Source organism: Alloyangia mangrovi, assembly GCF_002300555.2.
In the GTDB taxonomy this organism is placed as follows: Bacteria; Pseudomonadota; Alphaproteobacteria; order Rhodobacterales; family Rhodobacteraceae; genus Salipiger; species Salipiger mangrovi.
On the sequence record NZ_NTHN02000002.1, the window covers coordinates 1 to 24,082 of the forward strand.

Here is a 24,082-nt window from a genome sequence, read left to right on the forward strand (position 1 = left end):
GTAGGCGGCGGCACGGTCCTCGGCGTTCACCATGCCCGCAGCGGCGGCCCATTTCGGGATCAGCAGGTACTGGCCCTCGCGCAGGGTGAAGTTGGCGTCGAGCCCGTTCCACTCCGCCAGCGACTTCGGCGTGACGCCGTAGAGCCGCGCCACAGTATAGGCGGTTTCGCCGCGCTGCACCTTGTGGCGGATCGGCTCGACGCCGCCGGTCTGCGCGGCGGAACTGGTCGCGCGGGTCTGGGCGCTGGTTTGCGCCGGGGCGAGCGTGGTGGTGGTCACCTCCGAGGGGCGGGCGGTGGCGGGGGCGTTGTTGATCGCATTGCCGGCAAGCGTCGCGATGTCCACGTTGCCGGTCGGTACGGCGACGCCGACGCGGCTCGGCAGGGCGATGATCTCGTCGGGGCGCAGCGGGTCGTTCGGCTGCATGCCGTTGTAGCGGGCGACCTCTCCGGCTGGCAGGCCGACGCGGTTGGCCACGTCCGCCACGGTGTCGCCGGTGCGGGCTACGGCCACCTGGTAGGTCGGGTAGGACAGCACGCCCCGCGCATCGGGCACCGGTCGGTCGGCGGTGCTGGCCGAAAGTGCGGCCTGCGATGTGTCGAGCGAGCCGCCCATGCGGCCGCGCATGTCGTAGTCGATCGGGCCGGAGCAGGCCGCCAGCATGGCGGCCGCGGCCAGCGGCCCGGCGATCCGGGTGGCGGATTTGCGGAATGCGTCGTCCATCTGTCTCGATCCTCACCTGCGCCCCTTGTCCCGGGACGTCATGTCAATTGCCGCCCGGAAAGGTCAGCTCTCCTTGGCCAGACCTTCCACAAGCGGCACGAAGCGCACGGGGCGCAGCTCGTCATAGTCGAAGCCCTGTTCCGTGCGGGTCACCCGGATGAGGTGCTGCACGGTGTCGGACTGCCCCACGGGCAAGACCATGATACCGCCAATCCGCAGCTGGGCCAAGAGCGGGCCGGGCGGGTCCTCTGCCGCGGCGGTCACCAAGATGCGATCAAAGGGCGCCTGGTCGGGCAGGCCGAAGCTGCCGTCTGCGGTGAAGGCGGTAATATTCGAAAGATCGAGCGCGTCAAATACCTTGCGCGCCTCAACCACGAGGCGGCGGTGACGGTCCACCGTGTAGACCCGGCGCGCCAGCTGGCTGAGGATCGCCGCCTGGTACCCCGAGCCGGTGCCGACCTCGAGCACCTTGTCGCGGTTCGACACGTTCAGCGCCTGCGTCATCAGCCCGACCACAGAGGGCTGAGAGATGGTCTGCCCGCAGGGGATCGGCAGCGGCATGTCCTCATAGGCTCGGTCGGTGAAATAGCCCTTCACGAAGAGCCCGCGGTCGATCTTCTCCATCGCCTCGAGAACGAGGCTGTCGGTCACCCCGCGCGAGCGCAGGGCGAAGAGCAGCTGCATCTTCTGTTCAGCGTCGAAACTCATGCGAAGGCCCCTTCCAGCGCCGCAAGCGCGGCGTGGTCGGTCAGGTCGGCGCGCATCGGCGTGACCGAGATGTAGCTCTCGAGGTTCACCGCGGCATCGGTCCCGGCAGGTGCGGGGCTGCGCTGGTCGCCGCCGCGGATCCACAGGAAGCGCCGGCCCGAGGGCGAGAGGTGTGGCTCAACCGAGTAGTTGGTCTCGGCCCGCCGGCCCTGCGGCACGACGCGGGTGCCCTTGACCTCCTCCGCCGGACAGGGCGGGAAATTCACGTTCCAGAACAGCCGGTAGTCGGCATCCCTCTCGGTGCCCGCGGCGAGGATGCGGCGGATCACCTCGGCGCCATGGGTCGCGGCGGTCTCGAAGGGGTTCGTCAGGTGACGGGTGCGCGGGCCGAGGTATTGCGACAGGGCGATCGACGGCAGCCCCTGCAGCGCGCCTTCCATGGCGCCGCCAAGGGTGCCGGAGTAGAGCGCGTTCTCGGCTGAGTTGTTGCCCCGGTTCACGCCGGAGAGCACGAGGTCGGGCGGGCAGTCCTTCATCACGTCGTGCAGACCGGCCAGCACGCAGTCCGCGGGGCTGCCTTCGGCGGCCCAGCGGCGCGGTCCCATCTCGGCGATCATCATCGGGTGGGTGTAGCTGATGCAATGGGCCACCCCCGATTGCTCGAAGGCGGGCGCCACGGTCCAGACCTCTCCCTCGGGTCCGGCGAGCTCTTCGGCGATGGCCTGCAGCACCGCCAGCCCCGGGGCGTTGATGCCGTCGTCATTGGTGATGAGAATGCGCATGATGGGATCCCTATTATGGACCTTCCATAGGCAATGGCCCGGTTTGGAGCAAGGCGCTGCAGGGCTACGGGGTGCCTCCGGTGCGTTCCAGGGCCAAGGTGTGACTCAGAAGTTGCGGCGAGCGCAGCAGCTTCCGCGACGTCGGCTTGTGATCACGATCTTTTGGAGAGGCTTCGCAGGGGCGCTGAACATGCTATCGTCCGCCGAAGTCGCATTTCCGAGGCCAACCCCATGCCGACGCAGGAACTTGTCATACTCGTGCCCCTGGCGATCAAGTCGGTAATCGGCGCGCTGCGCGGTTGCATGGAAGAGGCCGCGGGCGTGTCACTGCGGCCGGTGCATGATCTCAACCCGGCGATCGCCGAGCGCGTCTTCTCGGGCCGGCGTGGTGACATCGGTTTGAGCAACCCGCAATACGTCCGGCAGCTCACCGACGCGGGCTACGTGGACCCTGCCGCGCACCGGGCCTTTGGCCGAGTACGGCTCGCCGTGGCCCGCAAGCACGGAACCGGCGGGCCGGTGTTGACCGGGGCCGAGGAAATCGTCGCCCTGCTGACATCGGCGCAGAGCATCGGCTACACCGGGGCTGGCACCAGCGGACGCACTTTTCTGGGCGTCTTGGGGCGGCTCGGAATCGTTGCGGATGTGGGGCCGCGCTGCCGGCCGATGGGGGGGCGGTGCTCCGGTGGCGGCGGTCGCGGCGGGAGAGATCGAACTCGCCGTCGCCCCGCTGACGACCATTCTCAGCAGCCCCGGCGTCGAGCCGGGGGCGATCTTCCCCGATGCGCTCGAAACGCATATCGACATGTCGGTCTTCGTCACGCGAACCGCCGCCGCTGAGGCGATGGCGGTTCTCGAATTCCTCACCTCGCCGGCGCTCGACGCGCAGCTCGCGGCGGCCGGGGTTTCCCGCTTCGAGCTGGGCTGAGGTCTGTCCGAAGCGCAGGGGTCAGGTGAGGCCCAGCTCGCCCAGAAGACGCGCGGCCTCGGCATAGGGCGAGGCGAGCACGGTCTTGTCCTCTCCAGGGTGGAAGACGACGCGGGTGGTGGTGTGCATCGGCTTGGGGCTTACGATCTCGACCTTGGGCCCGGTCTTGACGGTCTCGGCCTGCCAGCTCCGCGCGAGCGCGATCTGCGCGCCCTTGGTGGTGCCGTAGTGGCCGTAGAACCGTTGGCCAGCGTGGTCGTCCTCGAAGAAGACCGCACGGCCCTCTGCGCCGAGCAGCGGTGTGATGTAGGGGATCAGCACGCCGGTCGCGGTCAGGTTGGTCGCGATCGACTTCGCCCAGTCCTTCTGGTCCAGGTGATTGGCCGGGGCCAGCGGCGCGGCATGCACAGCAGTGTGCAGCCAGAGCGCAATGCCGCCCCAGCGGTCCCAGACCGAGCGGCAGAGTTGCGCCATGGCCTCGGGCTTGGTGATGTCCATGGGGGCAAGCGTCGCTGCCCCGCCCTTGGCCTTGATGCGGTCGTCGAGATCCTCGAGCCCACCGACGGTGCGGCCGACGGCGACGATGTGGTACTCCGGCGCGAGCGCGTCGGCGAGGGCAAAGCCCAGCCCGCGCGAGGCTCCGGTGACAAGGGCGATCTTTTCACTCATGGCACGCCCTCTCGCCCGGACACGGGCGAATGTCAATTCGCCCGCGATGCCGCAGGCCGCGCAGTCCGGCAGCCGTGTCGTGCGGGTGTCAGGGCAGCTCGATCCACTCGGCGGCGCCGCCCTTGGAGAGCGCGATACGGTCCTCGTCGATGGCGACGATCTTCTGCCGGCCGAGTTGCGTGCCGACACCGACGGTCATCACCCGGCCATCCGGCAGGCGCACCAGCGCGCGTGGATCGCGGTCCGAGCGTCGCACGCCCAGCAGGGCGATGCCGCTCGGCAAGGGCGCCTGCGTGGTGGCGCTGGCGGCAACTTTAGGGGGTGTGGAATTTGCCATGGCCTGCTCTCCTTGGTCTGGTTGCGGCGGATTGCAGCCAAATAAAGAAGGGCCGTGGGCATAAAAAGGGGGACGCGTCGTCACGTCCCCGTGCGCGCCGCAACGGAAGGGGTCCTGCGGCGGAAAGCGGCGCGCGCCTCGGCGAGGAGGCGCGCAGAGGCTGCGTTACTCTGCCGCAGTCTTGAGCTTGAAGCCCTTCTCGATCATGTCGGCCGGCTCGACCGGGTACTCGCCCGAGAAGCAGGCGTCGCAATACTGCGGGCAGGCGTTGTTGCGGCCCTCGTCGCTCGCGCCGACGGCGCGGTAGAGACCGTCGAGCGAGATGAACTTGAGGCTGTCAACGCCGAGATGCTCGCGCATCTCCTCCTCGGACATGGTCGCGGCCAGCAGCTTTTCGCGCTGGGGCGTGTCCACGCCGTAGAAGCACGGCCAGGCGGTGGGCGGCGAGGCGATACGGAAGTGCACCTCGGCGGCGCCAGCATCAAGGATCATCTCCTTGATCTTGCGCGAGGTGGTGCCGCGCACCACCGAGTCGTCGACCAGGATCACCCGCTTGCCGCGAATGAGCGCGCGGTTGACGTTGAGCTTGAGGCGCACACCCATGTTGCGGATCTGCTCGGTCGGCTCGATGAAGGTCCGGCCCATGTACTGGTTGCGGATGATCCCCATGCCGTAGGGAATGCCGCTCTCGTGCGCAAAGCCGATGGCGGCCGGGGTGCCGCTGTCGGGCACCGGGCAGACGAGATCGGCCTCGACCGGCGCCTCGCGGGCCAGTTCGACGCCGATCTGACGGCGCGTCTCGTAGACCGAGCGACCGCCGATGATCGAATCGGGGCGCGAGAAGTAGACGTGCTCGAAGATGCAGAACTTCGACGGCTGGGCGCGGAAGGGGCGGCGGCTCTCGACCTTGCCACCCGAGATGACGACCATCTCGCCGGGCTCGATCTCGCGCACGAATTCCGCGCCGATGATGTCGAGCGCGCAGGTTTCGGAGCTGAGCACGTACCCGCCGTCGGCCAGCTTGCCGAGCACCAGCGGGCGCACGCCGAGCGGGTCACGCACGCCGATCAGCTTGGTGCGGGTCATGGCGACCACCGAGAAGGCGCCCTCGACCCGGCGCAGCGCGTCTTCCATGCGGGCCGGGATGTCGCGCTGCAGAGAGCGGGCCATCAGGTGGATGATGCATTCGCTGTCCGACGAGCTCTGGAAGATCGAGCCACGCTCGATCAGCTCGCGGCGCAGCGCGTCGGCATTGGTGATGTTGCCGTTGTGGGCGATCGCGGCGCCGCCCATCGAGAATTCGCCGAAGAAGGGCTGCACGTCGCGGATCGCGGCGCCTTTGGAGCCGGCGGTCGAGTAGCGGACGTGGCCGATGGCGAGTGCACCGGGCAGGGTTTCCATCAGCGAGGCGCGGGTGAAGTTGTCGCGCACGTAGCCGAAGCGGCGGGCCGAATTGAACCCGTCTTCGGGCGAGTAGGAGACGATCCCGCCGGCTTCCTGACCCCGGTGCTGCAGGGCGTGCAGGCCGAGGGCGACGAAATTCGCCGCGTCCGTGACGCCGATGACCCCGAACACGCCGCACTCTTCATGCAGCTTGTCGGCATCGACGGCGTCGAAATCAAAGGGATGGGCGGGGGGGCATCTGGCGATCGGACAAGGGCGGCTCCGAATCCATGGGGCTGGGGACAGCCCCCTCATACTGGCATGAGGGGCGCGTGTCACGGAAGCTTCGCATATGGACGCCGCGGCGCGGCGTGGCAAGACATGCGCTAACACGTCTGCGGGATTTCGTGATCATTGTGCCAGCCCCTGCGGCAGGCGGGCAACGAAAAAGCCGCGCCCGGAAGCGCGGCCTCGGGTTCTGCCAGCGGGCTTGCGGCTCAGGCGTCGCCGCCAGCCGGCGCTTCGCAGATGCCCACCAGCTGCTCGTATTGCGCGGTGATCCAGCCGAGCGCGGCCTCGGGGTTCTGGTCCTCGATCTTGCCGGTGAACTGGGCAAAGACCGCAGCCGAGCGCGAATCGTCAACCATGGGGATGTCCTGCGCGGTGATCACCGTCTCGTAGACGAAGAAGGCGATGGCCACGAGCAGCACGCCGCGCGCCACGCCGAAAAGGAAGCCGAGCCCCTGATCGAGCCCGCCGAGCGCCGAGCGCTGCACGAGGCTGGAGAACACCGGAGTGAAGAGCGACACGACGACCAGCGCCAGCGCGAAGACCGCGGCGAAGGCGGCGATGATCGACAGTTCGCAGCTGTCGGCGAGGAAGTCGCCGAGCACCGGGATTTCCTTGACCAGCGGCTGCACCTGCGGTGCGAAGACGAAGGCGAGGATCGCCGCGACGATCCAGCCCAGGATGGCCAGCGACTCGCGCACCAGCCCGCGCGAATAGGCGAGCAGTGCCGACAGCACGATGACGAGCGCGACGACCCCGTCGATGATAGTGAATCCGTCCATGCGCTTCGCGCCCCTCGTCTGATCCGGTTGATCGATGCCGGGCCTTAGCCGGCGCCGAACATCTCTCCCACCAGAGTGACCAGGTCGGGCATCTGGCTGAGCGACATGCCGCTCTTGCCGGTGGCCTTTCCGCCCTTTGGCAGGATCGCGTTGGAAAAACCAAGTTTTTGCGCCTCTTTCAACCTGTTTTCGGTCTGGCCGACCGGTCTCAGGGCGCCAGAGAGGCTGATTTCGCCGAAAACAACTGTTTCCGGGGGTACGGCAATGTCCTCGCGGGCGGAAAGCAGCGCAGCCGCCACCGCCAGATCCGCCGCTGGCTCGTTGATCTTCATGCCGCCGGCGACGTTGAGGTAGACGTCGAGTCCCGCGAAGGGGATGCCGCAGCGCGCCTCGAGCACTGCCAGGATCATCGCCAGACGCCCGCCGTCCCAGCCGACAACCGAACGCCGCGGCTGCGATTGCGGGGTCGGGGCGACCAGCGCCTGGAACTCGACCAGCACCGGCCGGGTGCCCTCGATGCCGGAGAAGACCACCGAGCCGGGCGCGGGAGTGCCGCGTTCGCTGAGGAACAGCGCCGAGGGATTCAGCACCTCGGCGAGCCCCGCGCCGGTCATCTCGAAGACGCCGATCTCGTCAGCGGGGCCGAAGCGGTTCTTCACCGAGCGCAGGATGCGGAACTGGTGGCCGCGCTCGCCCTCGAAGTAGAGCACCGTGTCGACCATGTGCTCGACCACCCGCGGCCCGGCGATCTGCCCGTCCTTGGTGACATGGCCGACCATGATCACCGAGGTGCCCTGGCGCTTGGCGAAGGTGGTCAGCTCATGCGCCGCGGCGCGGACCTGCGCCACCGAACCCGGGGCGCTGGCCACGTTGTCCACCCACATGGTCTGGATCGAGTCGACGATCACCAGCCCCGGCTTCTCGGCCTCGAGCGTGGTGAGAATGTCGCGCAGGTTGGTCTCGGCGGCGAGCTGCACCGACGCCTCGCCAAGTCCCAGACGCTGGGCGCGCATGCGCACCTGCGCCCGTGCCTCCTCGCCCGAGGCGTAGATCACCTTCTGCCCGGCGCGGGCAAAGGCCGCGGCGGCCTGCAGCAGCAGGGTCGATTTGCCGATGCCGGGATCGCCGCCGACGAGGATCGCCGAGCCGGGCACCAGACCGCCGCCGAGCACACGGTCGAGTTCCTCGATCCGCGAGGCGGTGCGGGGCGGCGCGGCCTCGGTGGTGGCAAGATCCGACAGCGCCACCTTGCGTCCACGCGTCGCGCCCAGCGTCTTGCCGCCGGGCCCCTGCGAGAGCGGCACCTCCTCGGTGATGGAGTTCCATTCCCCGCAGGCATCGCAGCGCCCCGACCATTTCGAGGTGGCGTTGCCGCAGGACTGACAGACGAAATTTGCGGTAGCTTTGGCCATGCGCGGGTTCTGCCCGCTCCGGGCGCGCTGCGCAAGTTGGGCGCTTCATCCGGGCGCAAATATCCCGGGAGGGACTGCGGTGAAGTCGCAGAGGGGGCCGTGCCCCCTCCGGTGGTTTCAGCCCGCGGCGCTCACTCGGCGGCGCGTGGTAGGGGCACGACGCGCTCCGGACGCGGCTCTTCCGCGAACTCGGGGGCGGGTGCGTCCATGGTCACCGTGGCCTCGGGCAGGATCTCGGGCAGGATATCCTCGAGTTCGTCCACCAGTCGGGCAAGCTGCGCCTGCGCGATGGCCTCGTCCAGCTCCAGCCGTTCGTGCCAGCGCCGGATCTCGACGGCGGCGGCCTTGGCCTTGTCGATGCGAATGTTGAAATCCTCGACCTCTTGCTGCCGGGCGATCAGGAAATCCTGCGCCCGCTGCACGTTGCGGTCGGAATAGGTGCGTGCGAGATCGCGCGACACGTGGCTCATTTGCGCGGCCACTTCGAGCACCGAGGGTTCGAGCTCGGCAAGGTCGGGATGGTCGCGCAGGTAGGCGATCCGCTCGCGGACCGAATCGAACTCGGATTGCAGTTTGAAAACCCCCTCGCGGTCGGCGCGGTGCGACATCGTATAGGCGCGGGCAATATCGCGCATGCCGATCTGGAACGAGCGATGCGATCGTTCCAACGCCATGACATGCGCGGCATTGGGCAGGAAGGACACCAGTACAAGAGCAAGTCCGGCAAAGATGCATTGCACCCAAAGACCGGCATTCTCAATCGGTTGCCCACCAAGGCTGAGGTCGAGCTCGAGCCAGGGCGCAAGCCCCGCAGCCGCGGCGGCGGTCCAGATCACCAGCGCCACCCCAACGGTGGCTACGACAATGAATGCCAGTCGCTGGAGGATATAGTGCAGGGCGAGACCTGCGTCACGAAGTTGGGACACCATGGGGGACTCCCAAGAAAAAGCCAAAGAAAGAACGGTAACGAAATAGAATAGGGCGAGTGTACCGAAAGGAGAGGGAAATGTTAACTTTAATGACCGGCGCTAAGTCCGCGTGAACAATCACAGTGGCAGAATTGCAATTGTTGCGGGAAACCCGACTCGTTCAGTCGCCTCTATTCCGGCTCTCCAGCAGGCCTATGGCCAGCGAGGCCAGCACACAGAAGGTAAAGAGATAAAGCCCCCAGCCGGTCTCGATCCGGCCGATGCCCATGCCCTTGACCAGCGTGACATAGACCGCGACGAGAAAAATATCGGCCATGGCCAGTTTGCCGAGAGCGTTGACCAGCGGCAGCGCGCGGCGCGGCACCCGCCCGAACTGGAACAGCGCCAGCCCCCCGAGCTTCACCATGGGGGCCACCAGCGCGAAGAGCGCCACCAGCAGCGCCAGGAAGACGTCGCTGTGCCAGAGCGTGACGATGCCCGAGATGACGCTGATTTCCGACAGGCCGAAGAGCGGCAGGAGCCCGGCCCGCATCAGCGGTGCAGCCCAGGCGATGGGGTAGAGCATGAACAAGGCGAGGTTGGCGTATTTGAGCATGCAATGTCTCGGGCCGGGCAAGGGGCGCTGCCCCTCTTCGCCTAGCGGCGAATTCACCCCGGCGTATTTGGAAAGAGAAGAAGGGGTGGATCAGACGAAGCGCGCTGCCAACCACAGGCCGACAAGCCCCGCGATGAGCAGCATATGCAGAATGTCGATGGCGCGGAAGCGGCTGCCGGGCAGCGCTGCGCTCAGCACCAGCGGGGCGGAGGCGAGCAGCAGCGCCGGCAGCCCTTGCTGCCAGGCGAGCAAGCGGGAGACGACGGGCAGGAGAGGGACGCCGGACAGGCCGAGGGATGCGGCGAGCGTCGGAGCGAGGCTCGCGTAGATGCCGCAGCCCGCGAGGACAAGCGAGAGCAGGGCCGCCAGCCGCGCCGGGCCGCGGGCGAAGAGACCGCGGACCAGGGCAAGCAGCGCCAGCACCTCGAGGTAGACGAAGCTCTTGAACACGATCAGCGCGATGAGCAGCGGGCTCGGCTCGAAGAGAGTCATCGCAGCGCCTCGATCGGACCCGCCGCGTGTCCGTGGATGAACTGCTGCACGTAAGGATCTGCAGTGGCGTCCATTTCTTCGACCGGACCTTCCCAGCGGATCTTGCCTGCATGCAGCATGGCGACGCGGTCGGCGATGGCCCTGACCGAGCTCATGTCGTGGGTGATCGTCAGCGCGGTGACGCCCATCTCGGTGACGATCTCGCGGATCAGCTCGTTGATCACCCCGGCCATGATCGGATCGAGCCCGGTGGTCGGCTCGTCGAAGAAGATGATCTCGGGCTCGGCAGCGATGGCGCGGGCGAGGCCGACGCGCTTCTGCATGCCGCCCGAGAGCTCGGCGGGCAGGCGGTCGGCGACCTCGGGTCCGAGCCCGACGCGGCGCAGCTTTTCGATGGCGATCTCGCGGGCCTCGCGGCGGGGGCGCCTCAGCGGGCCGCGCAGAAGGCGGAAGGCGACGTTCTGCCAGACCGGCAGCGAGTCGAAGAGGGCGGCTCCCTGGAACAGCATGCCGAAGCGGGAGAGCAGGGCGTCGCGTTCGCCGCGCGTCGCGTCCTGCCCGTCGATGCTGATGCGGCCGCTGTCGGGGGTGACGAGGCCGAGGATGCATTTCAGCAGCACCGACTTGCCGGTGCCCGAGCCGCCGATGATCACCATCGAGCTGCCCTTGGGCACATGCAGGCTGGTGCCGCGCAGCACGGGTGCGCCGTCGAAGCTCTTGTGCAGGTCCGTGAGGGTGATCATGCCGAGAAGAACACCCCCGTAAGCAGGAAGTTCGCGGCGAGGATCAGGATCGCCGCTGCCTCGACCGAGGACTTGGTGGCACGGCCGACGCCCTGTGCGCCGCGGCCCGAGTGCATGCCGTAATAGCAGCCCATGAGCGCGGCGATGCCGCCGAAGGCGCAGCCCTTGGCGAGCGAGGAGAGCATGTCGAGCGGTTCGAGAAAGTTCAGCGTGTTGGCAAGGTAACCCACTGGGTTGAAGCCGAGCGAGCTGGTGGCCACGGCGTAGCCGCCGGCGATGCCGATCACGTCGCCTACCGCCACCAGCAGCGGCACGGTGAGCAGCGCGGCCAGAAGCCGCGGAGCTACGAGGTATTTCATCGGATCGGTCGACAGGGTGACCAGCGCGTCGACCTGCTCGGTGACCTTCATCGTGGCGATCTCGGCGGCGATCGACGAGGTGACGCGCGCCGCGATCATCAGACCCACCAGCACCGGCCCCAGCTCGCGCACCATGCCGATGGCGACGATCTGCGGCACCACCGCCTCGGCGTTGAAGCGCGCGCCGCCCGAGTAAATCTGCAGCGCCAGCGCGCCGCCGGTGAAAATCGCCGTCATGCCCACCACCGGCAGCGACAGCCATCCGATGTGAAGCAGCGCCATGCCGAACTCGCGCGGGTAGAGCGGCGGGCGGACAATGTGGCTCAGAGCCGCAAGAGCGAAGAGCGTCAGCCGTCCGGCCGCTCCCAGCGCGCGGATCACCGCGCGACCGAGCGTCCCCAGTGCCGCGGCGGGCGCGGCGACGAGGGTTCGGGTCAGGCTCATGCGCCTGCGTAGACCCGCGCGTAGCGGCCCCCGAGCGAGGTGAGAATCTCGTAGCCGATGGTGTCGATGTGGTTGGCCAACTGGTCGACGCTCTGGTGCGGACCGAGCAGCTCGAGCGTGTCGGGCAGGGTGTCGACCGCGGTGACATCGACGGTGATGAGGTCCATCGAGATGCGCCCGAGCAGCTTGCAGCGGGTCTCGCCAGCCCAGAGGTAGGTCTTGGGGGCGAGCGCGCGTTGCAACCCGTCGGCGTAGCCCGCCGAGATCGTCGCGACCTTCATCGGCGAGCGGGCGACGAAGTTGTTGCCGTAGCCCACGGACTCGCCGGTCTTGACCTCGCGGGTCTGGATCACCGGGATATGCAGTGAGACCACGCGCCGGGCGTCGCGGAAGGGCATCGCGCCGTAAAGGCCGATGCCGGGGCGGGTGACGTCGAAATGGTAGTTCTTGCCCAGCAGGATGCCGCCCGTGGCCGAGAGCGAGCGCGGCGCGTCGAGCCCGTCGGTCATCTCGCGAAAATTGCGCAGCTGGTGGGCGTTCATTCCGTGGTTCGGCTCGTCGGCGCAGGCAAGGTGCGACATGATCAGTCGGGGCTTCTGCTTCATCGCCAACTCGCGAAGGGCGGCCCATTCCTCGGCCTCCATGCCGAGCCGGTTCATGCCGCTGTCGAGCTGGATGCCGAAGGGATGGCCGGGCAGCGCCTCGACGTGGCGCAGCATCTGGTCGATGGAATTCAGCATCGGGGTTAGCCCCGCCGCCTTGATCAGCCCCGCATCCCCCGCCATATGGCCGCCGAAGACGTTGATCTCGGGGCCGTCCCCCAGAGCCTTGCGCACCGCGGCGCCTTCTTCGACCGTGGCGGTAAAGAAGCGGCGCACGCCCTCGCGGGCGAGCATCGGCGCGACGCGATCGGCGCCGAGACCGTAGGAGTTTGCCTTGACGACGGCGCCGGTCTCGCAATCGGAGAGGGCGTCGAGGGCGCGCCAGTTGGCGCGGATCGCGTCGAGATCGACGGTAAGCTGTGCCTGTGCCATGGCGCGTTGATTGCCGGGCGCGGGCGGGGCGTCAAGAGGGAAAGCGTTGGACCTGCGGGCCGAAGTTCTCCATCCTGAATTTTCGACAAGGGGCGGGCGGAAGCGGGAATTTCCGGGATGGAAGATGTGGATATCAGGTTCTTCCTGGCCTTCCTCGCGCCGACGCTCGGCTTCCTCGTCTGGTTCGTGAAACGGCTCATCGACGACGAGCGTGACGAGCGTCGGCGCAGGAAGCAGCAGGACAGCCTCGTGCGGGCGCTCTTTGCCGAGATCGACTTTAACACCCGGGACATGGAGCGCTTCCTGAAGCGCTCGCCGTCGGAGGCGGACCTGCTAAAGCGCTTCCGCGAGGACCGGGCGCTGATCCCGCATATCACCGATGCTCGGCACACCGAGATCTACCGCACGCGGATCAGCGAGGTGCACAACATCGCCGACGGGGCGCTGCACCAGACGGTGAATTTCTACGGGCTGCTGGAAAAGATCAGGGTGCAGATCGAGGGGGTTCAGCAGGCCAGCTACCTGACGCTGTCACCGGAGTCGCGGGTCAAGGTGATCGCGCTCATCATCGAGAGCGCCAGCGACGCGGCGGCCTGCGGGCAGGAGCTCCTTGGGAGTCTCGCGCATGACCACGCAGCCCTTGCGCTCGTAAGGTTTCGTTTCGACGAGACCCGGTCGCTGGTGGAATTGGCCGCGCAGAGGGTCGCGCTTGAAGGGAAGATCGAAGCATTCAGGCGGGGCTGGCCGTCAAACTAGATGAGTTGGGAGGCCAGACACGAAAAGGCAGCGCCGGGCCACAAAGGGCCACCGATGCGCTGCCCGGTGAAGGTCAGATGATGATGGGATCCGGTCCGGTCATGAGGCTCTTCCTTCCTGCTTACCCTTGGAATCTAGGGGGCGGGGGGCCGGAAATCAAGAGTCTCCTGCCCCGCACGCCTTGGCTTGGGTCCACGTCAGGCGCGTCAGAAATTGTCGCCTTCGCCGTTCTGCCAAGGACGCACGAGGTTGCCGAAGCGGGTGAAGCGGCCCTCGAAGCTGAGCTCCACCGTGCCGATAGGGCCGTGACGCTGCTTGCCGATGATCACCTCGGCCTTGCCGTGCAGGCGCTCCATGCGCTCCTGCCAGGCGGCCATCTCGTCGAGCCGGTCGTCCGAGGGCTTCTCGCGCTCGACGTAATATTCCTCGCGGAACACGAACATCACCACGTCGGCGTCCTGCTCGATCGAGCCCGATTCCCGCAGGTCCGAGAGCTGCGGGCGTTTGTCCTCGCGGCTTTCCACCTGACGCGAGAGCTGCGACAGGGCGATCACCGGGATGTTGAGCTCCTTGGCGATGGCCTTGAGGCCCATGGAGATCTCGGCGATCTCGTTGACCCGGTTCTCGGCGGTGCCGCGCACCAGCTGCAGGTAGTCGACCATCAGCACGTCGAGCCCGTGCGTGCGCTTCAGGCGCCGCGCGCGGGCGGCGAGCTGGGCAATCGGGATGGCGGGCGTATCGTCGATGAACAGCGGGCAGGCCTCGAGGCTCTTCGCGGCATCGACGAAGCGGCGGAACTCGGCCTCGGTCATGTCGCCGCGGCGGATCTGCTCCGAGGGCACCTCGGCGGCTTCCGACAGGATACGCGCGGCGAGCTGCTCGGCGCTCATCTCGAGCGAGTAGAAGCCCACGACGCCGCCCTCGATCGCCCCCTCGGTGCCATCGTGGCGCGTGCCCTTCTTGTAGGCCTTGGCGATGTTGAAGGCGATGTTGGTGGCAAGCGAGGTTTTCCCCATCGAGGGACGCCCGGCGAGGATCAGAAGGTCCGAGGGGTGCAGCCCGCCCAGCTTCTTGTCCATGTCGATGAGCCCGGTGGAGACGCCCGCCAGACCGCCCTCGCGCTGGTAGGCGGCATTGGCGACGTTCACCGCGTCGGTGACGGCGCGCAGGAAGGACTGGAAGCCGCCCTCGGTCTGGCCCTGCTCGGCAAGCTTGTAGAGCGCCTGCTCGGCCTGCACGATCTGCTCGCGCGGCTCGGATTTCACGTCGACCTTGGTGGCCCGGTCCGAGATGTCGCGGCCAAGCCGGATGAGATCGCGGCGCACCGCAAGATCGTAGATCATCTGCGCGTAGTCGCGCACCGCGAAGCTCGAGACCGCCGCGCCGGCAAGCCGGGCGAGATAGGCCGGCCCGCCAAGCTCCTTGAGCCCCTCGTCATCCTCCATGAACGCCTTCAGCGTCACCGGCGAGGCAAGGTTGTTCTTGGCGATGCGGGCCGCCGAGATCTCGAAGATGCGGCGGTGCACCGGGTCGTAGAAATGATGCGGGCCGAGGATGGCCGCGACCCGGTCGTAGACGTCGTTGTTGGTCAGGATCGCGCCAAGCAGTTGCTGCTCGGCCTCGATCGAATGCGGCATCGTGTCAGCCTGCTCGACCTCGACGCCGGTGGCGTTGAATACGCTTTGATCGTTCATGCCTGTCCCCTTTGCCCTGACCCTTCGGCCCCGTCGTTGCAGCGGCGTCCCATTGGCCCGACGTCTTTTTCTGTCCCTGTGATATCCCCACCGGCTCCCCCGAGTCCCGCAGGTGCGAGCGTCTTAACGCGCCGCGGGTGGCGGACCAATCTGGAAATCTCTGTGGATTATTTCGGGATAACCGGAAATGTGCCCGGCGCCCGTTTCTGCTCTTGAAGATATCGTAGCAGACCCGGGATTTTTCGCAACATTTGGTGCGAGAAGGCGGGCAGGGCGCCGTAGCCCCCGCCCGTGCAAAATCCGCTTATGCGCCGTTTTCCGCCTGCCATTTGCGCGGATCCTCGAGGAAGGCCTCGACCGCAGCCAGGGTCGCGGGCTCGAAGCCGCCGCGGGCCTTGGCCTCGGCCAGAACGTCATGCCAGGTGCAGAGGTAGTGCAGCTCAACGCCATGGTCGCCGAGCGTTTTCGTGGTCTCGGGGAAGATGCCGTAGTAGAAGATCACCGCGGTGTGGGCACAGGTGGCGCCGGTCTCGCGGATGGCGTCGACGAAGCTGAGCTTGGAGCCGCCGTCGGTGGTCAGATCCTCGACCAGCAGCACGCGCTGGCCTTCGGTCATCTTGCCCTCGATGCGGGCGTTGCGGCCGTAGCCCTTGGGCTTCTTGCGCACATAGGTCATCGGCAGAGCCATGCGCTCGGCCACCAGCGCGGCAAAGGGGATGCCCGCGGTCTCGCCGCCGGCGATGTTGTCGAAGGCCTCGAAGCCGGCGTTGCGCATGACGGTGACGGTCAGGAAGTCCATCAGGGTCGAACGGATGCGCGGGTGCGAGATCGGCGTGCGGCAGTCGATGTAGACCGGCGAGGGCAGGCCGGAGGCGAGCTTGAAGGGCTCGTCGCCCATGAAGTGCACCGCGCCGATCTCCCAGAGCATCCGGGCGGTCAGCCGGGCCATTTCTTCTTGCGAGGGATAGGACGAGGGGATCATGGGGCAGCTCCTTTGAAAAACCGCGCCCGCCTTAGCGCGAAAGCGCGGGTTCGGGAAGGGCGCACGGCACCGCGCCGCGCTCTTTCGGCTTTTCCCGAAGTTGGGAAACGCGCGGGAGCGTTGTGCCCCCGCGCGACAGGCTCAGGCTTCGACTCGCCAATGCAGCGGCATGCCGGGATCGAAAACGGTCACCGGGCCGGCGCCGGTCTCGATCTTGGCGGGATAGGTGACGGGCTCGCCCTTGGTCAGGGTTACCGTCTCCTCGCTCACCGGCAGGCGGTAGAAGGACGGGCCATTGCGCGAGGCGAAAGCCTCGAGCTTGTCGAGCGCCCCGTCCTGCTCGAAGACCTCGGCGAGGATCGACAGCGTGTTGGTCGCTGTAAAGCAGCCGGCGCAGCCGCAGGCGCTTTCCTTTGCCGGATCGGCGTGGGGGGGCGCTGTCGGTGCCCAGAAAGAAGCTCGCATCCCCGGAGGTCGCGGCCTCGCGCAGGGCCAACCGGTGCTCCTCGCGCTTTGCGACGGGCAGGCAGTAGTAATGCGGCTTGATACCGCCGACGAGGATGTGGTTGCGATTGATCACCAGGTGGTGCGTGGTGATCGTCGCGCCCAGATCGTCGCCGCCGGCGCGGGCATAGTCGACGCCCTGCTTGGTGGTGATATGCTCCATGACCACGCGCAGGCCCGGGGTGGCGCGGCGGATCGGGTCGAGCACGCGGTCGATGAAGACAGCCTCGCGGTCGAAGATGTCGATGTCGCTGTCAACCACTTCGCCGTGTACGCAGAGCGGGATCCCCTTTTCTGCCATCAGCTCGAGCACCGGGCGCACCTTGTCGAAGTCGCGCACGCCGGAGGCGGAATTGGTGGTGGCGCCCGCGGGATAGAGCTTCAGCGCGGTGATGAGCCCCGAGGCATGCGCCGCGGCGACATCCGCCGGGTCGGTGGTCTCGGTGAGGTAGAGCGTCATCAGCGGCGTGAAGTTGCTGCCTTCGGGCAGGGCCGTCAGGATGCGCTCGCGGTAGGCGGCGGCGTCATCCCCGGTGACCACCGGTGGCACGAGGTTGGGCATGATGATTGCCCGACCGAAGTGGCGGGCGGATTCGGGGGCGATGCCGGCCAGCATCTCGCCATCGCGGAGGTGCAGGTGCCAGTCGTCGGGGCGGCGGAGCGTGATCTGGGTCATGCCCTGCGCGTTAGCACGCGCGCGCGCGCCGAGCCAGATGGCATGCGCAAGAGCGGGCGCGAAAGCTGGTGGGGTGGCCGCGATACGCTCGGCCGAAACCGTGCTGAAACAAACCCGGTCGCCGTTGAAACCCTTGCAACCCGACTCTGCGCGCGCCCGAACGCGCTTTGGGGTAATGTGACCCAACGGAAACATCACAGGGAGTGAGACCATGGACGCATCGACGCCCACCGAAACCATCGGCCGCGGCCGGCTCTACGACAGCATCGTCGACACCGTGGGCAACACGCCTGCCGTGCGCATCAACCACCTCGCGCCCGAAGGGGTCGAGGTCTACGTGAAGGCCGAGTTCTTCAATCCCGCCGCCTCGGTCAAGGACCGGCTCGCGATGAGCATCATCGAGACCGCCGAGAAGAACGGTACGCTGAAGCCGGGCCAGACCGTGGTCGAGGCAACCTCCGGCAACACCGGCATCGGACTTGCCATGGTCTGCGCCGCCAAGGGCTACCCGCTGGTGGTCACCATGGCCGACAGCTTTTCCATCGAGCGGCGCAAGCTGATGCGGATGCTCGGCGCCAAGGTGGTGCTGACGCCGCGCGCCGAGAAGGGCTTCGGCATGTACCGCAAGGCGGTGGAACTGGCCGAGGCAAACGGCTGGTTCCTCGCCCGCCAGTTCGAGACCGATGCCAATGCCGCGGTGCATGAGGCCACCACCGGGCGCGAGATCGTCAACGATTTTGCTGGCAAGCGGCTCGACTACTTCGTGACCGGCTATGGCACCGGCGGCACGGTCACCGGGGTCTCCCGCGTGCTGCGCAAGGAGCGGCCCGAGACCAGGATCGTCCTTTCGGAGCCCGCCAACGCGCAGCTCGTCGGCAGCGGCATCGCGCAGGGCCGAGCCGCGGATGGCTCGCCGACCGAGAGCCACAGCGCCTTCGAGCCGCACCCGATCCAGGGCTGGACCCCGGATTTCATCCCCGCCGTGCTGCAGGAGGGGCTCGACGCCGGCGCCTATGACGAGCTGATCCCCGTCGCCGGCCCGGATGGCATCGCCTGGGCGAAGAAGCTCGCGATGAAGGAGGGCATTCTCACCGGCGTGTCGGGCGGCTCGACCTTCGCCATCGCCATGAAGATCGCCGAGACCGCCGAGCCGGGCACGGTGATCCTCGCCATGCTGCCCGACACCGGCGAGCGCTACATGTCGACGCCGCTTTTCGAGGGTGTCGTCGAGGACATGGACGACGAGGAAAAGGCGCTGTCCCTCTCCACCCCCTCAAGCCAGATGGGCTGAGGCACGACGAAGGGCGCGAGAAGCCCGCGCCCTTCTTCTCTTTCCAAATACGCACATCCCACCGCTTCAGCCGGGACTCACGCCGGGCAAGCGCGCCCTGCGGTCACCCCCGCGTCGCGGTAAGCGCCACGGTTACCTGCACCTCGAAGCTGAGCTGCGCCGGGTCGGCCATGCTCCCACCGATGGCGTAGTCGCGGCGGTCGAGCGTGGTGCTGCCCGTCATGCTGGCCGTATCGCCGTCGAGCGTCAGCTCGAAGGGAAGGGTGACCGGCACCTCGGCACCTTTCAGCGTGAGCGTGCCTTCGGCCTCGTAGCCCGTCTCGGCGCGCAAGATCTCGGCCTGGAAGGTGGCGGTGGGATAGTCCTCGGCAGCGAAGAAATCGGCACCCAGGGCCTGCTTGCTCACAGAGCCGAGGGTCAGCGTCGGGATGGCAATCTGTACGGTGACGTCACCTGCCTTGCCCGGCGTCTCGCGCGGCTCGAAAGCGATCTCGGCGGTCCAGTCGGCGAAGCTGCCCTCGATCTCTTTGCCCATCTGCACGAGGCTGATGCCAAGCGTGCCCTCGGTCACCTGCCAGTCGGACTGGGCGGCTTCGAGCTTCGGTGCCTCGGGGGCCTCCTCGCTGGCGAAGAGGCCCGCGGCAGCGCCGCCGCCGATCAGCGCGGCCCAGGCCGCCAGGGCCAGGAGCAGCGGGCGGAAGACGCGGTGCCCGGCCGAAGGTGTGCCTGCCGAGGCGCCCTTCAGCATCCGTGCCAGCGTGCCGTCGCGGTCAATGACCACGTGTTTCAGCGCCCCGGCAATATGCAGCACCAGCGAGGCGACCAGCAGCCATTGCGACAGGAAGTGCACCGAGGCGGCAGTTTCCGCCACGCTGTCGGACTTGGGCACGAAGGGCAGGTCCTGCCCGAAGGGCCAGAGGATCGGGGCGAAGCCCTCGGTCGCGGCGTGCTCGATCCAGCCCGAGAGCGGCACGATCACCAACGCCATGTAGAGCAGCCAGTGCACCGTCTCGGCGGCGATGTTCTCGGCCTTGCGCTCGGGGTGCAGCGGCGCTGGCTTGGGCTGGCTCAGCGCCCAGAGGATGCGGAGGAGGGCAAGGAAGAAGAGTGTTACGCCGATGGTCTTGTGCACCGAGAAGAGCTGCGCCTTGGTGGCGAGCTCGGCCTCGGTGGCCCAGGGCGACAGATGGGCGATCCAGCCGAGCGGGATCATGATCAGGATGCCGAGCGCGGTCAGCCAATGCAGGCTGCGTGTGACGGCACCATAGGCGGTCTTGGTGTTGGCGAGGGACATCGGAGGTCTCCGGGCTCGGGATGAGGTTTTGCCGAAGATCGGGGATGCCGCGCCGCAGCGCAATTTGCGCGGATGCACAGACCCCGTGCGCGCGGCGTCCCGCCGGGGCTCAGTAGCGGTAGCCGAGCGCCGCTTCGAGGCCGAGATCGAGACGGCTGCGCAGGAAGTCCACGTCTTCGGGGGACAAATGGGCCGGGGGCTCCGGGCGCGGCTCCTCGATGGAGGGTTTGAACCGGCTGCCGAGGCGCTTGTGCACCGGGCGGTAGGGTGTGCTTCGGGGCAGGTCGAAGCGGGCTCGGAGCTCGGTCAGAAAGACCTCGGGGCGGTCCTGCACCGCCTCCAGCTGGCATAAGAGCAGCGCGCTTCCACGGTTGAAGAAGCTTGTAAGGCCGATGAGTTTCGCGCGGCGCAGGGAGAAGAGATCGGGAAAAGGCGTGCCGGTCAGCGGGTGGCGGTCGTGCTGCAGGACCTCCCCGGCGCCGCCAAGCGCCGCGACCTGCGGGAAGTAGCGCGGTCGGTCGGCGATGGTCGCCCACTCGGCGCGGATGAAATCGGAAAAGGGCAGCCGCTGCATCTCGGGTGGGCAGTGCCAGGGCTTGGCGTGCATCGAGCGCGCCCAATCGACGGCATTGCGGATGATGCAGACGATGAGCGTGTCCCGCGGGATCGCAGTCATCTGCGGGAAGCCGTGTTTCCAGCCCAGGTCCTCGATCGGTTCGAGCGGCGTGTTGCGCCCGATCAGCCGCTTGACGAAATTGGTGCCCGAGCTGCGCTCGCCGAACACCTGGTAGCGGGTGATGCCGGGGGCGGGGCGGTGGACCTGCCAGCCGGTGCTGCTGAACTGCTGCGCGATCATCGCGGCCTCTTGGTTTTCCGGCACGATAACGAGGCTGCGCGCGATTGGCGATTCTCATTTGATGGCAAGGCGCTATGCTGTGGCCAAGGCAGGACCCGAACGAGGTGGAGTGAGCAGATGCAGACCGTGGCCGCCGCCGTCACCATGGTGCGCGATGATGCGTTCTTCCTGAAGGCCTGGCTGCGCCACTACGGCCGGATGCTGGGGCGGGAGAACTGCTACATCATCAACCACGGGCGCGGCGCCGAGGTGACCAAGCTGGCCGAGGGCTGCAACGTGATCGGCATCCCGGGCGATCCGCATGCCAACTTCGACATGAAGCGCTGGCGGCTGCTCAACGGGCAAGTCGCCGGGCTGCGCAGCTACTACCGGCATGTGATCGTCGGCGACGTGGACGAGCTGGTGGTGCTCGACCCGGCAGCGGGAAATCTGCTGGATTTCCTTGCACAGCAGCCTTTGCGCCGAGTGCTGACACCACTGGGGCTCGAGTTGATCCATCGGCCTGATCGCGAGACTGCTGCAGTGGAGGACAGCATTCTCGGGCCTCGGCGGCATCTGCGGCACGCGCCGCATTACTCGAAACCCTGCGTGGTCTCGCTGGGGACAAAGATCGCGCGGGGCGGGCATTTCACCCAGGCGTCAAAGCTTTTCACGCCGGAGCCGCTCTATCTCTTCCATCTGAAATATTGCGATTTTGCGCATTACGTCGGAGCCATGGACCGGCGCAATAAGGTGACCGAAGAGCTCGGGGTGGGGGTGAAACAGGCGGCAATCGGGCGGCACTGGTTCGCCGAGGCGCGGGGAGACGATCGGGCGGTTTTCGACGCCTTCGCGGCTTTGCCGCAGGCCGAGGCGTTCGATTTCGCGCGGGTGCGCCGGCGGATGCATCGGAGCTGGGCGCCGCGGGGCGAGACCGGCTTCTGGCACTTCGAGCGCCCCGAGCCGGATCGGCAACATATCTTGCCGGAAAGATTCTACGGGCTCTTCTGAGCCGGGGCCTCTTCGGGCGGGCCCTACGCGGCTGCGTCCCCGAGTCCGTGGCTTGGGGCGACGCCTACGCCTCAGTTGCCGAGGGAGGAGACGAAGGTTGTGCCGCTGATGTCGAGGCCGGTCGTGGCGCGCACCGAGGTGCTGGCCGAGGCGATCATCTCGCGCGAATTCTCGTTAAGCAGGCCAAGGCCGGCCACATAGGTCTGCGCGGGGATCATGCTCATCATGGCGGCGGCGGCGATACCGGCGAGGATGCCGGCGGAGTTGCTGCGGGCCGAGCCGCGGCGGCTCACCATGCGCAGCAGGTGCATCATCACCATGACGCCGGAGACGGCGAGCAGCGCGGCGAGGGCGCCGAAGACGTAGACGTGGTATTCGCGCGGGAGGCTGCCTTGAAGCAGGCTTGCTTCGATGGTCTGCTGGTTCCGGGCGACGGCAATGACCACGCCGGCCCAGAGAAAGCCGACAATGCCCGAGACGATCGGGTGCTTGGAGGTGCGGGCGACCTTGCCTGCGTCGCTTGCGCCGTGCCGGGCGAACTCAGGATCGATGCGGCGGATGCGGGCATCGAAATCTGCGTGCGTCATTTTCCGGACTGCATAGGTTCTCATTGATCCTAGCTCCTTCTGCCAGATGCCGCCGGCTTTCTGCCAGCAGAGGGCTGTTCAAGCTCTCGTTGGAATCGACGCTAGGAATGGATTGTGGCGAAATGTGGCGGCGAATGTGGCTTGGAGCGGATATCTTCTTGGCGAAGTCTGGCATCCGTTCGGGCCACCAACCTATCCCTTCGGATTGGTGTGCCGAGGAGCCCTATAAACAAGGAGCTTTGGAAGTGTCGTCGGTCTGACAGGCAAGTATGAATTTTTCGTAAATGCAGCGGGTTGGCGGGGCGGAAAAACAGGCGCCCCGCCCGCAATACGGCTCAGAAATCAGGCCGCACTGGCCATCGCGTCGAGGATCCTCGCCCAGCTGCGAATCCCCTTGTGGAAGGATTCGAGGTCGTACTTCTCGTTCGGCGAGTGCAGCTGGTCGTCATCCTTGCCCCAACCCACCAGCATCGCATCCATGCCAAGGATGTCTTTGAAGTAGCCGGCAATTGGGATCGAGCCGCCGCAGCCCGCGTAGGCCGCCGGATCGTCCCATTCGTCGCCGAGCGCCTTTCGGGCCGCCTCGAAGCCGGGGTGGCTGGTTTGCATCTCGGAGGCGGGCGAACAGCTGTGGTCCTTCCATTCGACCGAGCAGTCCGAGGGCACCTGCGCCTCGACCCAGGCGCGGAAGTTCTTGCGGATCGCGACCGGGTCCTGCGTGCCGACGAGGCGGAAGCTGATCTTGGCCGAGGCTTCGGCGGGCAGCACGGTCTTGAAGCCCGCGCCGGTGTAGCCGCCCCAGATGCCGTTGATCTCGGCGGTGGGGCGCGACCAGATCATCTCGATCGGCAGGTGATCCTTCTCGCCCGCGGGCTGCGACAGGCCGACGCCGCCAAGGAAGGCCTTGTCGTCGAAGTTCAGCGCTTTCCACTGGTCGATGATTTCCGGGGGCAGGTCCGGCACGCCTTCGTAGATCCCGGGGACCTGGATAGTGCCGTTCTCGTCGAAGAGCCCTCCGAGGATCTTGGTCAGCACGCGGATCGGGTTCATCGCGACACCACCGTACATGCCCGAGTGTAGGTCCTTGTCGGCTGCCTTGATGGTCAACTCCTCGCCCAGGAGGCCGCGCAGGCGGGTGATGATGGCCGGGGTTTTCGACTGGAAGAGGCCAGTGTCGCAGATCAGCGCGATCTCGGCCTGCTTCAGCTCCTCGGCGTTCTCTTTCATGAAGGGGATCAGCGACGGCGAGCCGCTTTCTTCCTCACCTTCGAAGAAGAAGGTGATCTTGCAGGGCAGGGAGCCATGCACGGCCTTCCAGGCCCGGCAGGCCTCGATGAAGGTCATCAGCTGGCCCTTGTCGTCCGAGGAGCCGCGGCCGCGGATGACCTTGCCCTTGGCGGTGTCCTCGATCGCCGGATCGAAGGGATCGCGGTTCCACAGGTTCAGCGGATCCACCGGCTGCACATCATAGTGGCCGTAGAACAGCACGTGCGGCCCCGGGCCGTCAACGTGGCCCACGACCATCGGATGGCCCGGTGTCTGGCGCTTGCTGGCCTCGACGCCTATGCTGGCGAGATCGGCCACCAGCCAGTCGGCGGCCTTGTCGCAGGCCTCCTTGTAGGCAGGGTCGGTCGAGATCGAAGGGATTCGCAGAAGCTCGAGCAGCCGGTCGAGCGCGACCGGAAGATCGGCGTCGATCTTGGTGAGGACGGTGTCCAGGGACACGTTTTCTTGAGCCATTGAGGGGTTCCTTCTTGCGAGTTGCGCGGAGCGTATCACCGGGCCCGCCGCTGTCCAGACCGCAAGATCTGGAAAGGCAACACGGCGGGAAGCCGCCGCGGCAC

General features: G+C 67.1%; 25 protein-coding genes. 4 read left to right on the top strand and 21 right to left on the bottom strand.

Features of this window, described 5'->3' with window-relative positions; translation table 11 throughout:
- The 3 genes from CLG85_RS01265 to surE all read right to left on the bottom strand — a co-directional run.
- A partial coding sequence (locus tag CLG85_RS01265; protein ID WP_260348295.1) for a LysM peptidoglycan-binding domain-containing protein occupies positions 1 to 723 on the bottom strand: 723 nt, incomplete at its 3' end.
- Positions 724 to 786: 63 nt separating this feature from the next.
- Positions 787 to 1,431 (bottom strand): protein-L-isoaspartate(D-aspartate) O-methyltransferase, encoded by a 645-nt coding sequence (locus CLG85_RS01270; protein ID WP_095883258.1) that lies wholly within the window; start codon positions 1,429 to 1,431, stop codon positions 787 to 789.
- Entirely contained in the window at positions 1,428 to 2,213 is a 786-nt protein-coding gene (gene surE, locus CLG85_RS01275; RefSeq protein WP_095883257.1) for a 5'/3'-nucleotidase SurE, read from the bottom strand. Before surE ends, CLG85_RS01270 begins: the two co-directional genes overlap by 4 nt.
- 685 nt (positions 2,214 to 2,898) lie before the next feature.
- On the opposite strand from surE, the gene CLG85_RS01280 reads away from it, so the two are divergent.
- Positions 2,899 to 3,141 carry a hypothetical protein gene (locus CLG85_RS01280; RefSeq protein ID WP_260348296.1) on the top strand — a complete coding sequence of 81 codons (243 nt, stop codon included), beginning with the start codon at positions 2,899 to 2,901 and terminating at the stop codon, positions 3,139 to 3,141.
- 21 nt (positions 3,142 to 3,162) lie between these two features.
- On the opposite strand, the gene CLG85_RS01285 is transcribed toward CLG85_RS01280, so the two are convergent.
- The 11 genes from CLG85_RS01285 to alr all read right to left on the bottom strand — a co-directional run bounded on the left by CLG85_RS01285 (position 3,163) and on the right by alr (position 12,608).
- Positions 3,163 to 3,810: an SDR family NAD(P)-dependent oxidoreductase gene (locus CLG85_RS01285; protein ID WP_095883255.1), complete on the bottom strand. Its 648-nt coding sequence runs from the start codon at positions 3,808 to 3,810 to the stop codon at positions 3,163 to 3,165.
- An 88-nt stretch (positions 3,811 to 3,898) separates the two neighbouring features.
- Positions 3,899 to 4,147 (bottom strand): amidophosphoribosyltransferase, encoded by a 249-nt coding sequence (locus tag CLG85_RS01290; protein WP_095883254.1) that lies wholly within the window; start codon positions 4,145 to 4,147, stop codon positions 3,899 to 3,901.
- A gap of 165 nt (positions 4,148 to 4,312) precedes the next feature.
- The gene (purF, locus tag CLG85_RS01295; RefSeq protein WP_260348298.1) at positions 4,313 to 5,845 is read right to left on the bottom strand and encodes an amidophosphoribosyltransferase; all 1,533 of its coding nucleotides are present in this window, start codon (positions 5,843 to 5,845) and stop codon (positions 4,313 to 4,315) included.
- A 182-nt stretch (positions 5,846 to 6,027) separates the two neighbouring features.
- Positions 6,028 to 6,600, bottom strand: coding sequence for a CvpA family protein (locus CLG85_RS01300; RefSeq protein WP_095883253.1), 573 nt, complete (start codon positions 6,598 to 6,600; stop codon positions 6,028 to 6,030).
- Between the two features lie 44 nt (positions 6,601 to 6,644).
- On the bottom strand, positions 6,645 to 8,012 hold the full coding sequence (radA, locus tag CLG85_RS01305; protein ID WP_095883252.1) for a DNA repair protein RadA: 1,368 nt from the start codon (positions 8,010 to 8,012) through the stop codon (positions 6,645 to 6,647).
- A 131-nt stretch (positions 8,013 to 8,143) separates the two neighbouring features.
- A complete protein-coding gene (locus tag CLG85_RS01310) occupies positions 8,144 to 8,941 on the bottom strand; it encodes a DNA repair protein (protein ID WP_095883251.1) in 798 nt (265 codons plus the stop codon).
- 160 nt (positions 8,942 to 9,101) lie between these two features.
- Complete coding sequence (locus CLG85_RS01315; RefSeq protein ID WP_095883250.1) at positions 9,102 to 9,536, bottom strand: paraquat-inducible protein A; 435 nt, start codon at positions 9,534 to 9,536, stop codon at positions 9,102 to 9,104.
- Positions 9,537 to 9,626: 90 nt separating this feature from the next.
- Positions 9,627 to 10,028, bottom strand: coding sequence for a hypothetical protein (locus CLG85_RS01320; protein WP_095883249.1), 402 nt, complete (start codon positions 10,026 to 10,028; stop codon positions 9,627 to 9,629).
- Entirely contained in the window at positions 10,025 to 10,771 is a 747-nt protein-coding gene (locus tag CLG85_RS01325; protein ID WP_095883248.1) for an ABC transporter ATP-binding protein, read from the bottom strand. The genes CLG85_RS01320 and CLG85_RS01325 overlap by 4 nt, the downstream gene beginning before the upstream one ends.
- Entirely contained in the window at positions 10,768 to 11,574 is an 807-nt protein-coding gene (locus CLG85_RS01330; protein ID WP_095883247.1) for an MlaE family ABC transporter permease, read from the bottom strand. Before CLG85_RS01330 ends, CLG85_RS01325 begins: the two co-directional genes overlap by 4 nt.
- Positions 11,571 to 12,608 carry an alanine racemase gene (gene alr, locus CLG85_RS01335; protein ID WP_095883246.1) on the bottom strand — a complete coding sequence of 346 codons (1,038 nt, stop codon included), beginning with the start codon at positions 12,606 to 12,608 and terminating at the stop codon, positions 11,571 to 11,573. Before alr ends, CLG85_RS01330 begins: the two co-directional genes overlap by 4 nt.
- A 126-nt stretch (positions 12,609 to 12,734) precedes the next feature.
- Between alr and CLG85_RS01340 the strand changes: the two genes are divergently transcribed.
- Entirely contained in the window at positions 12,735 to 13,364 is a 630-nt protein-coding gene (locus CLG85_RS01340; RefSeq protein ID WP_141244622.1) for a hypothetical protein, read from the top strand.
- 206 nt (positions 13,365 to 13,570) lie between these two features.
- Here CLG85_RS01340 and CLG85_RS01345 read toward each other — a convergent pair whose 3' ends face one another.
- The 3 genes from CLG85_RS01345 to pyrC form a co-directional block, all read right to left on the bottom strand.
- Entirely contained in the window at positions 13,571 to 15,058 is a 1,488-nt protein-coding gene (locus CLG85_RS01345) for a replicative DNA helicase (protein ID WP_095883244.1), read from the bottom strand.
- 304 nt (positions 15,059 to 15,362) lie between these two features.
- Entirely contained in the window at positions 15,363 to 16,040 is a 678-nt protein-coding gene (locus CLG85_RS01350; RefSeq protein WP_095883243.1) for an orotate phosphoribosyltransferase, read from the bottom strand.
- A gap of 31 nt (positions 16,041 to 16,071) precedes the next feature.
- Positions 16,072 to 17,460: a dihydroorotase gene (pyrC, locus tag CLG85_RS01355; protein ID WP_375796890.1), complete on the bottom strand. Its 1,389-nt coding sequence runs from the start codon at positions 17,458 to 17,460 to the stop codon at positions 16,072 to 16,074.
- Between pyrC and CLG85_RS01360 the strand changes: the two genes are divergently transcribed.
- Positions 17,432 to 18,511: a PLP-dependent cysteine synthase family protein gene (locus CLG85_RS01360; protein WP_095883241.1), complete on the top strand. Its 1,080-nt coding sequence runs from the start codon at positions 17,432 to 17,434 to the stop codon at positions 18,509 to 18,511. The two genes, pyrC and CLG85_RS01360, sit on opposite strands and share 29 nt — an antisense overlap.
- 103 nt (positions 18,512 to 18,614) lie before the next feature.
- Here CLG85_RS01360 and CLG85_RS01365 read toward each other — a convergent pair whose 3' ends face one another.
- Positions 18,615 to 19,805 (bottom strand): cytochrome b/b6 domain-containing protein, encoded by a 1,191-nt coding sequence (locus CLG85_RS01365; RefSeq protein ID WP_095883240.1) that lies wholly within the window; start codon positions 19,803 to 19,805, stop codon positions 18,615 to 18,617.
- Between the two features lie 109 nt (positions 19,806 to 19,914).
- Complete coding sequence (locus tag CLG85_RS01370; RefSeq protein ID WP_095883239.1) at positions 19,915 to 20,661, bottom strand: hypothetical protein; 747 nt, start codon at positions 20,659 to 20,661, stop codon at positions 19,915 to 19,917.
- Between the two features lie 117 nt (positions 20,662 to 20,778).
- On the opposite strand from CLG85_RS01370, the gene CLG85_RS01375 reads away from it, so the two are divergent.
- A complete protein-coding gene (locus CLG85_RS01375) occupies positions 20,779 to 21,651 on the top strand; it encodes a glycosyltransferase family protein (protein WP_095883238.1) in 873 nt (290 codons plus the stop codon).
- Positions 21,652 to 21,722: 71 nt separating this feature from the next.
- Here CLG85_RS01375 and CLG85_RS01380 read toward each other — a convergent pair whose 3' ends face one another.
- Together CLG85_RS01380 and CLG85_RS01385 are read right to left on the bottom strand one after the other, a co-directional pair.
- Positions 21,723 to 22,238: a hypothetical protein gene (locus CLG85_RS01380; protein WP_224843431.1), complete on the bottom strand. Its 516-nt coding sequence runs from the start codon at positions 22,236 to 22,238 to the stop codon at positions 21,723 to 21,725.
- 342 nt (positions 22,239 to 22,580) lie between these two features.
- A complete protein-coding gene (locus CLG85_RS01385) occupies positions 22,581 to 23,978 on the bottom strand; it encodes a M20/M25/M40 family metallo-hydrolase (RefSeq protein WP_176476653.1) in 1,398 nt (465 codons plus the stop codon).
- Between the last annotated feature and the right edge of the window lie 104 nt (positions 23,979 to 24,082).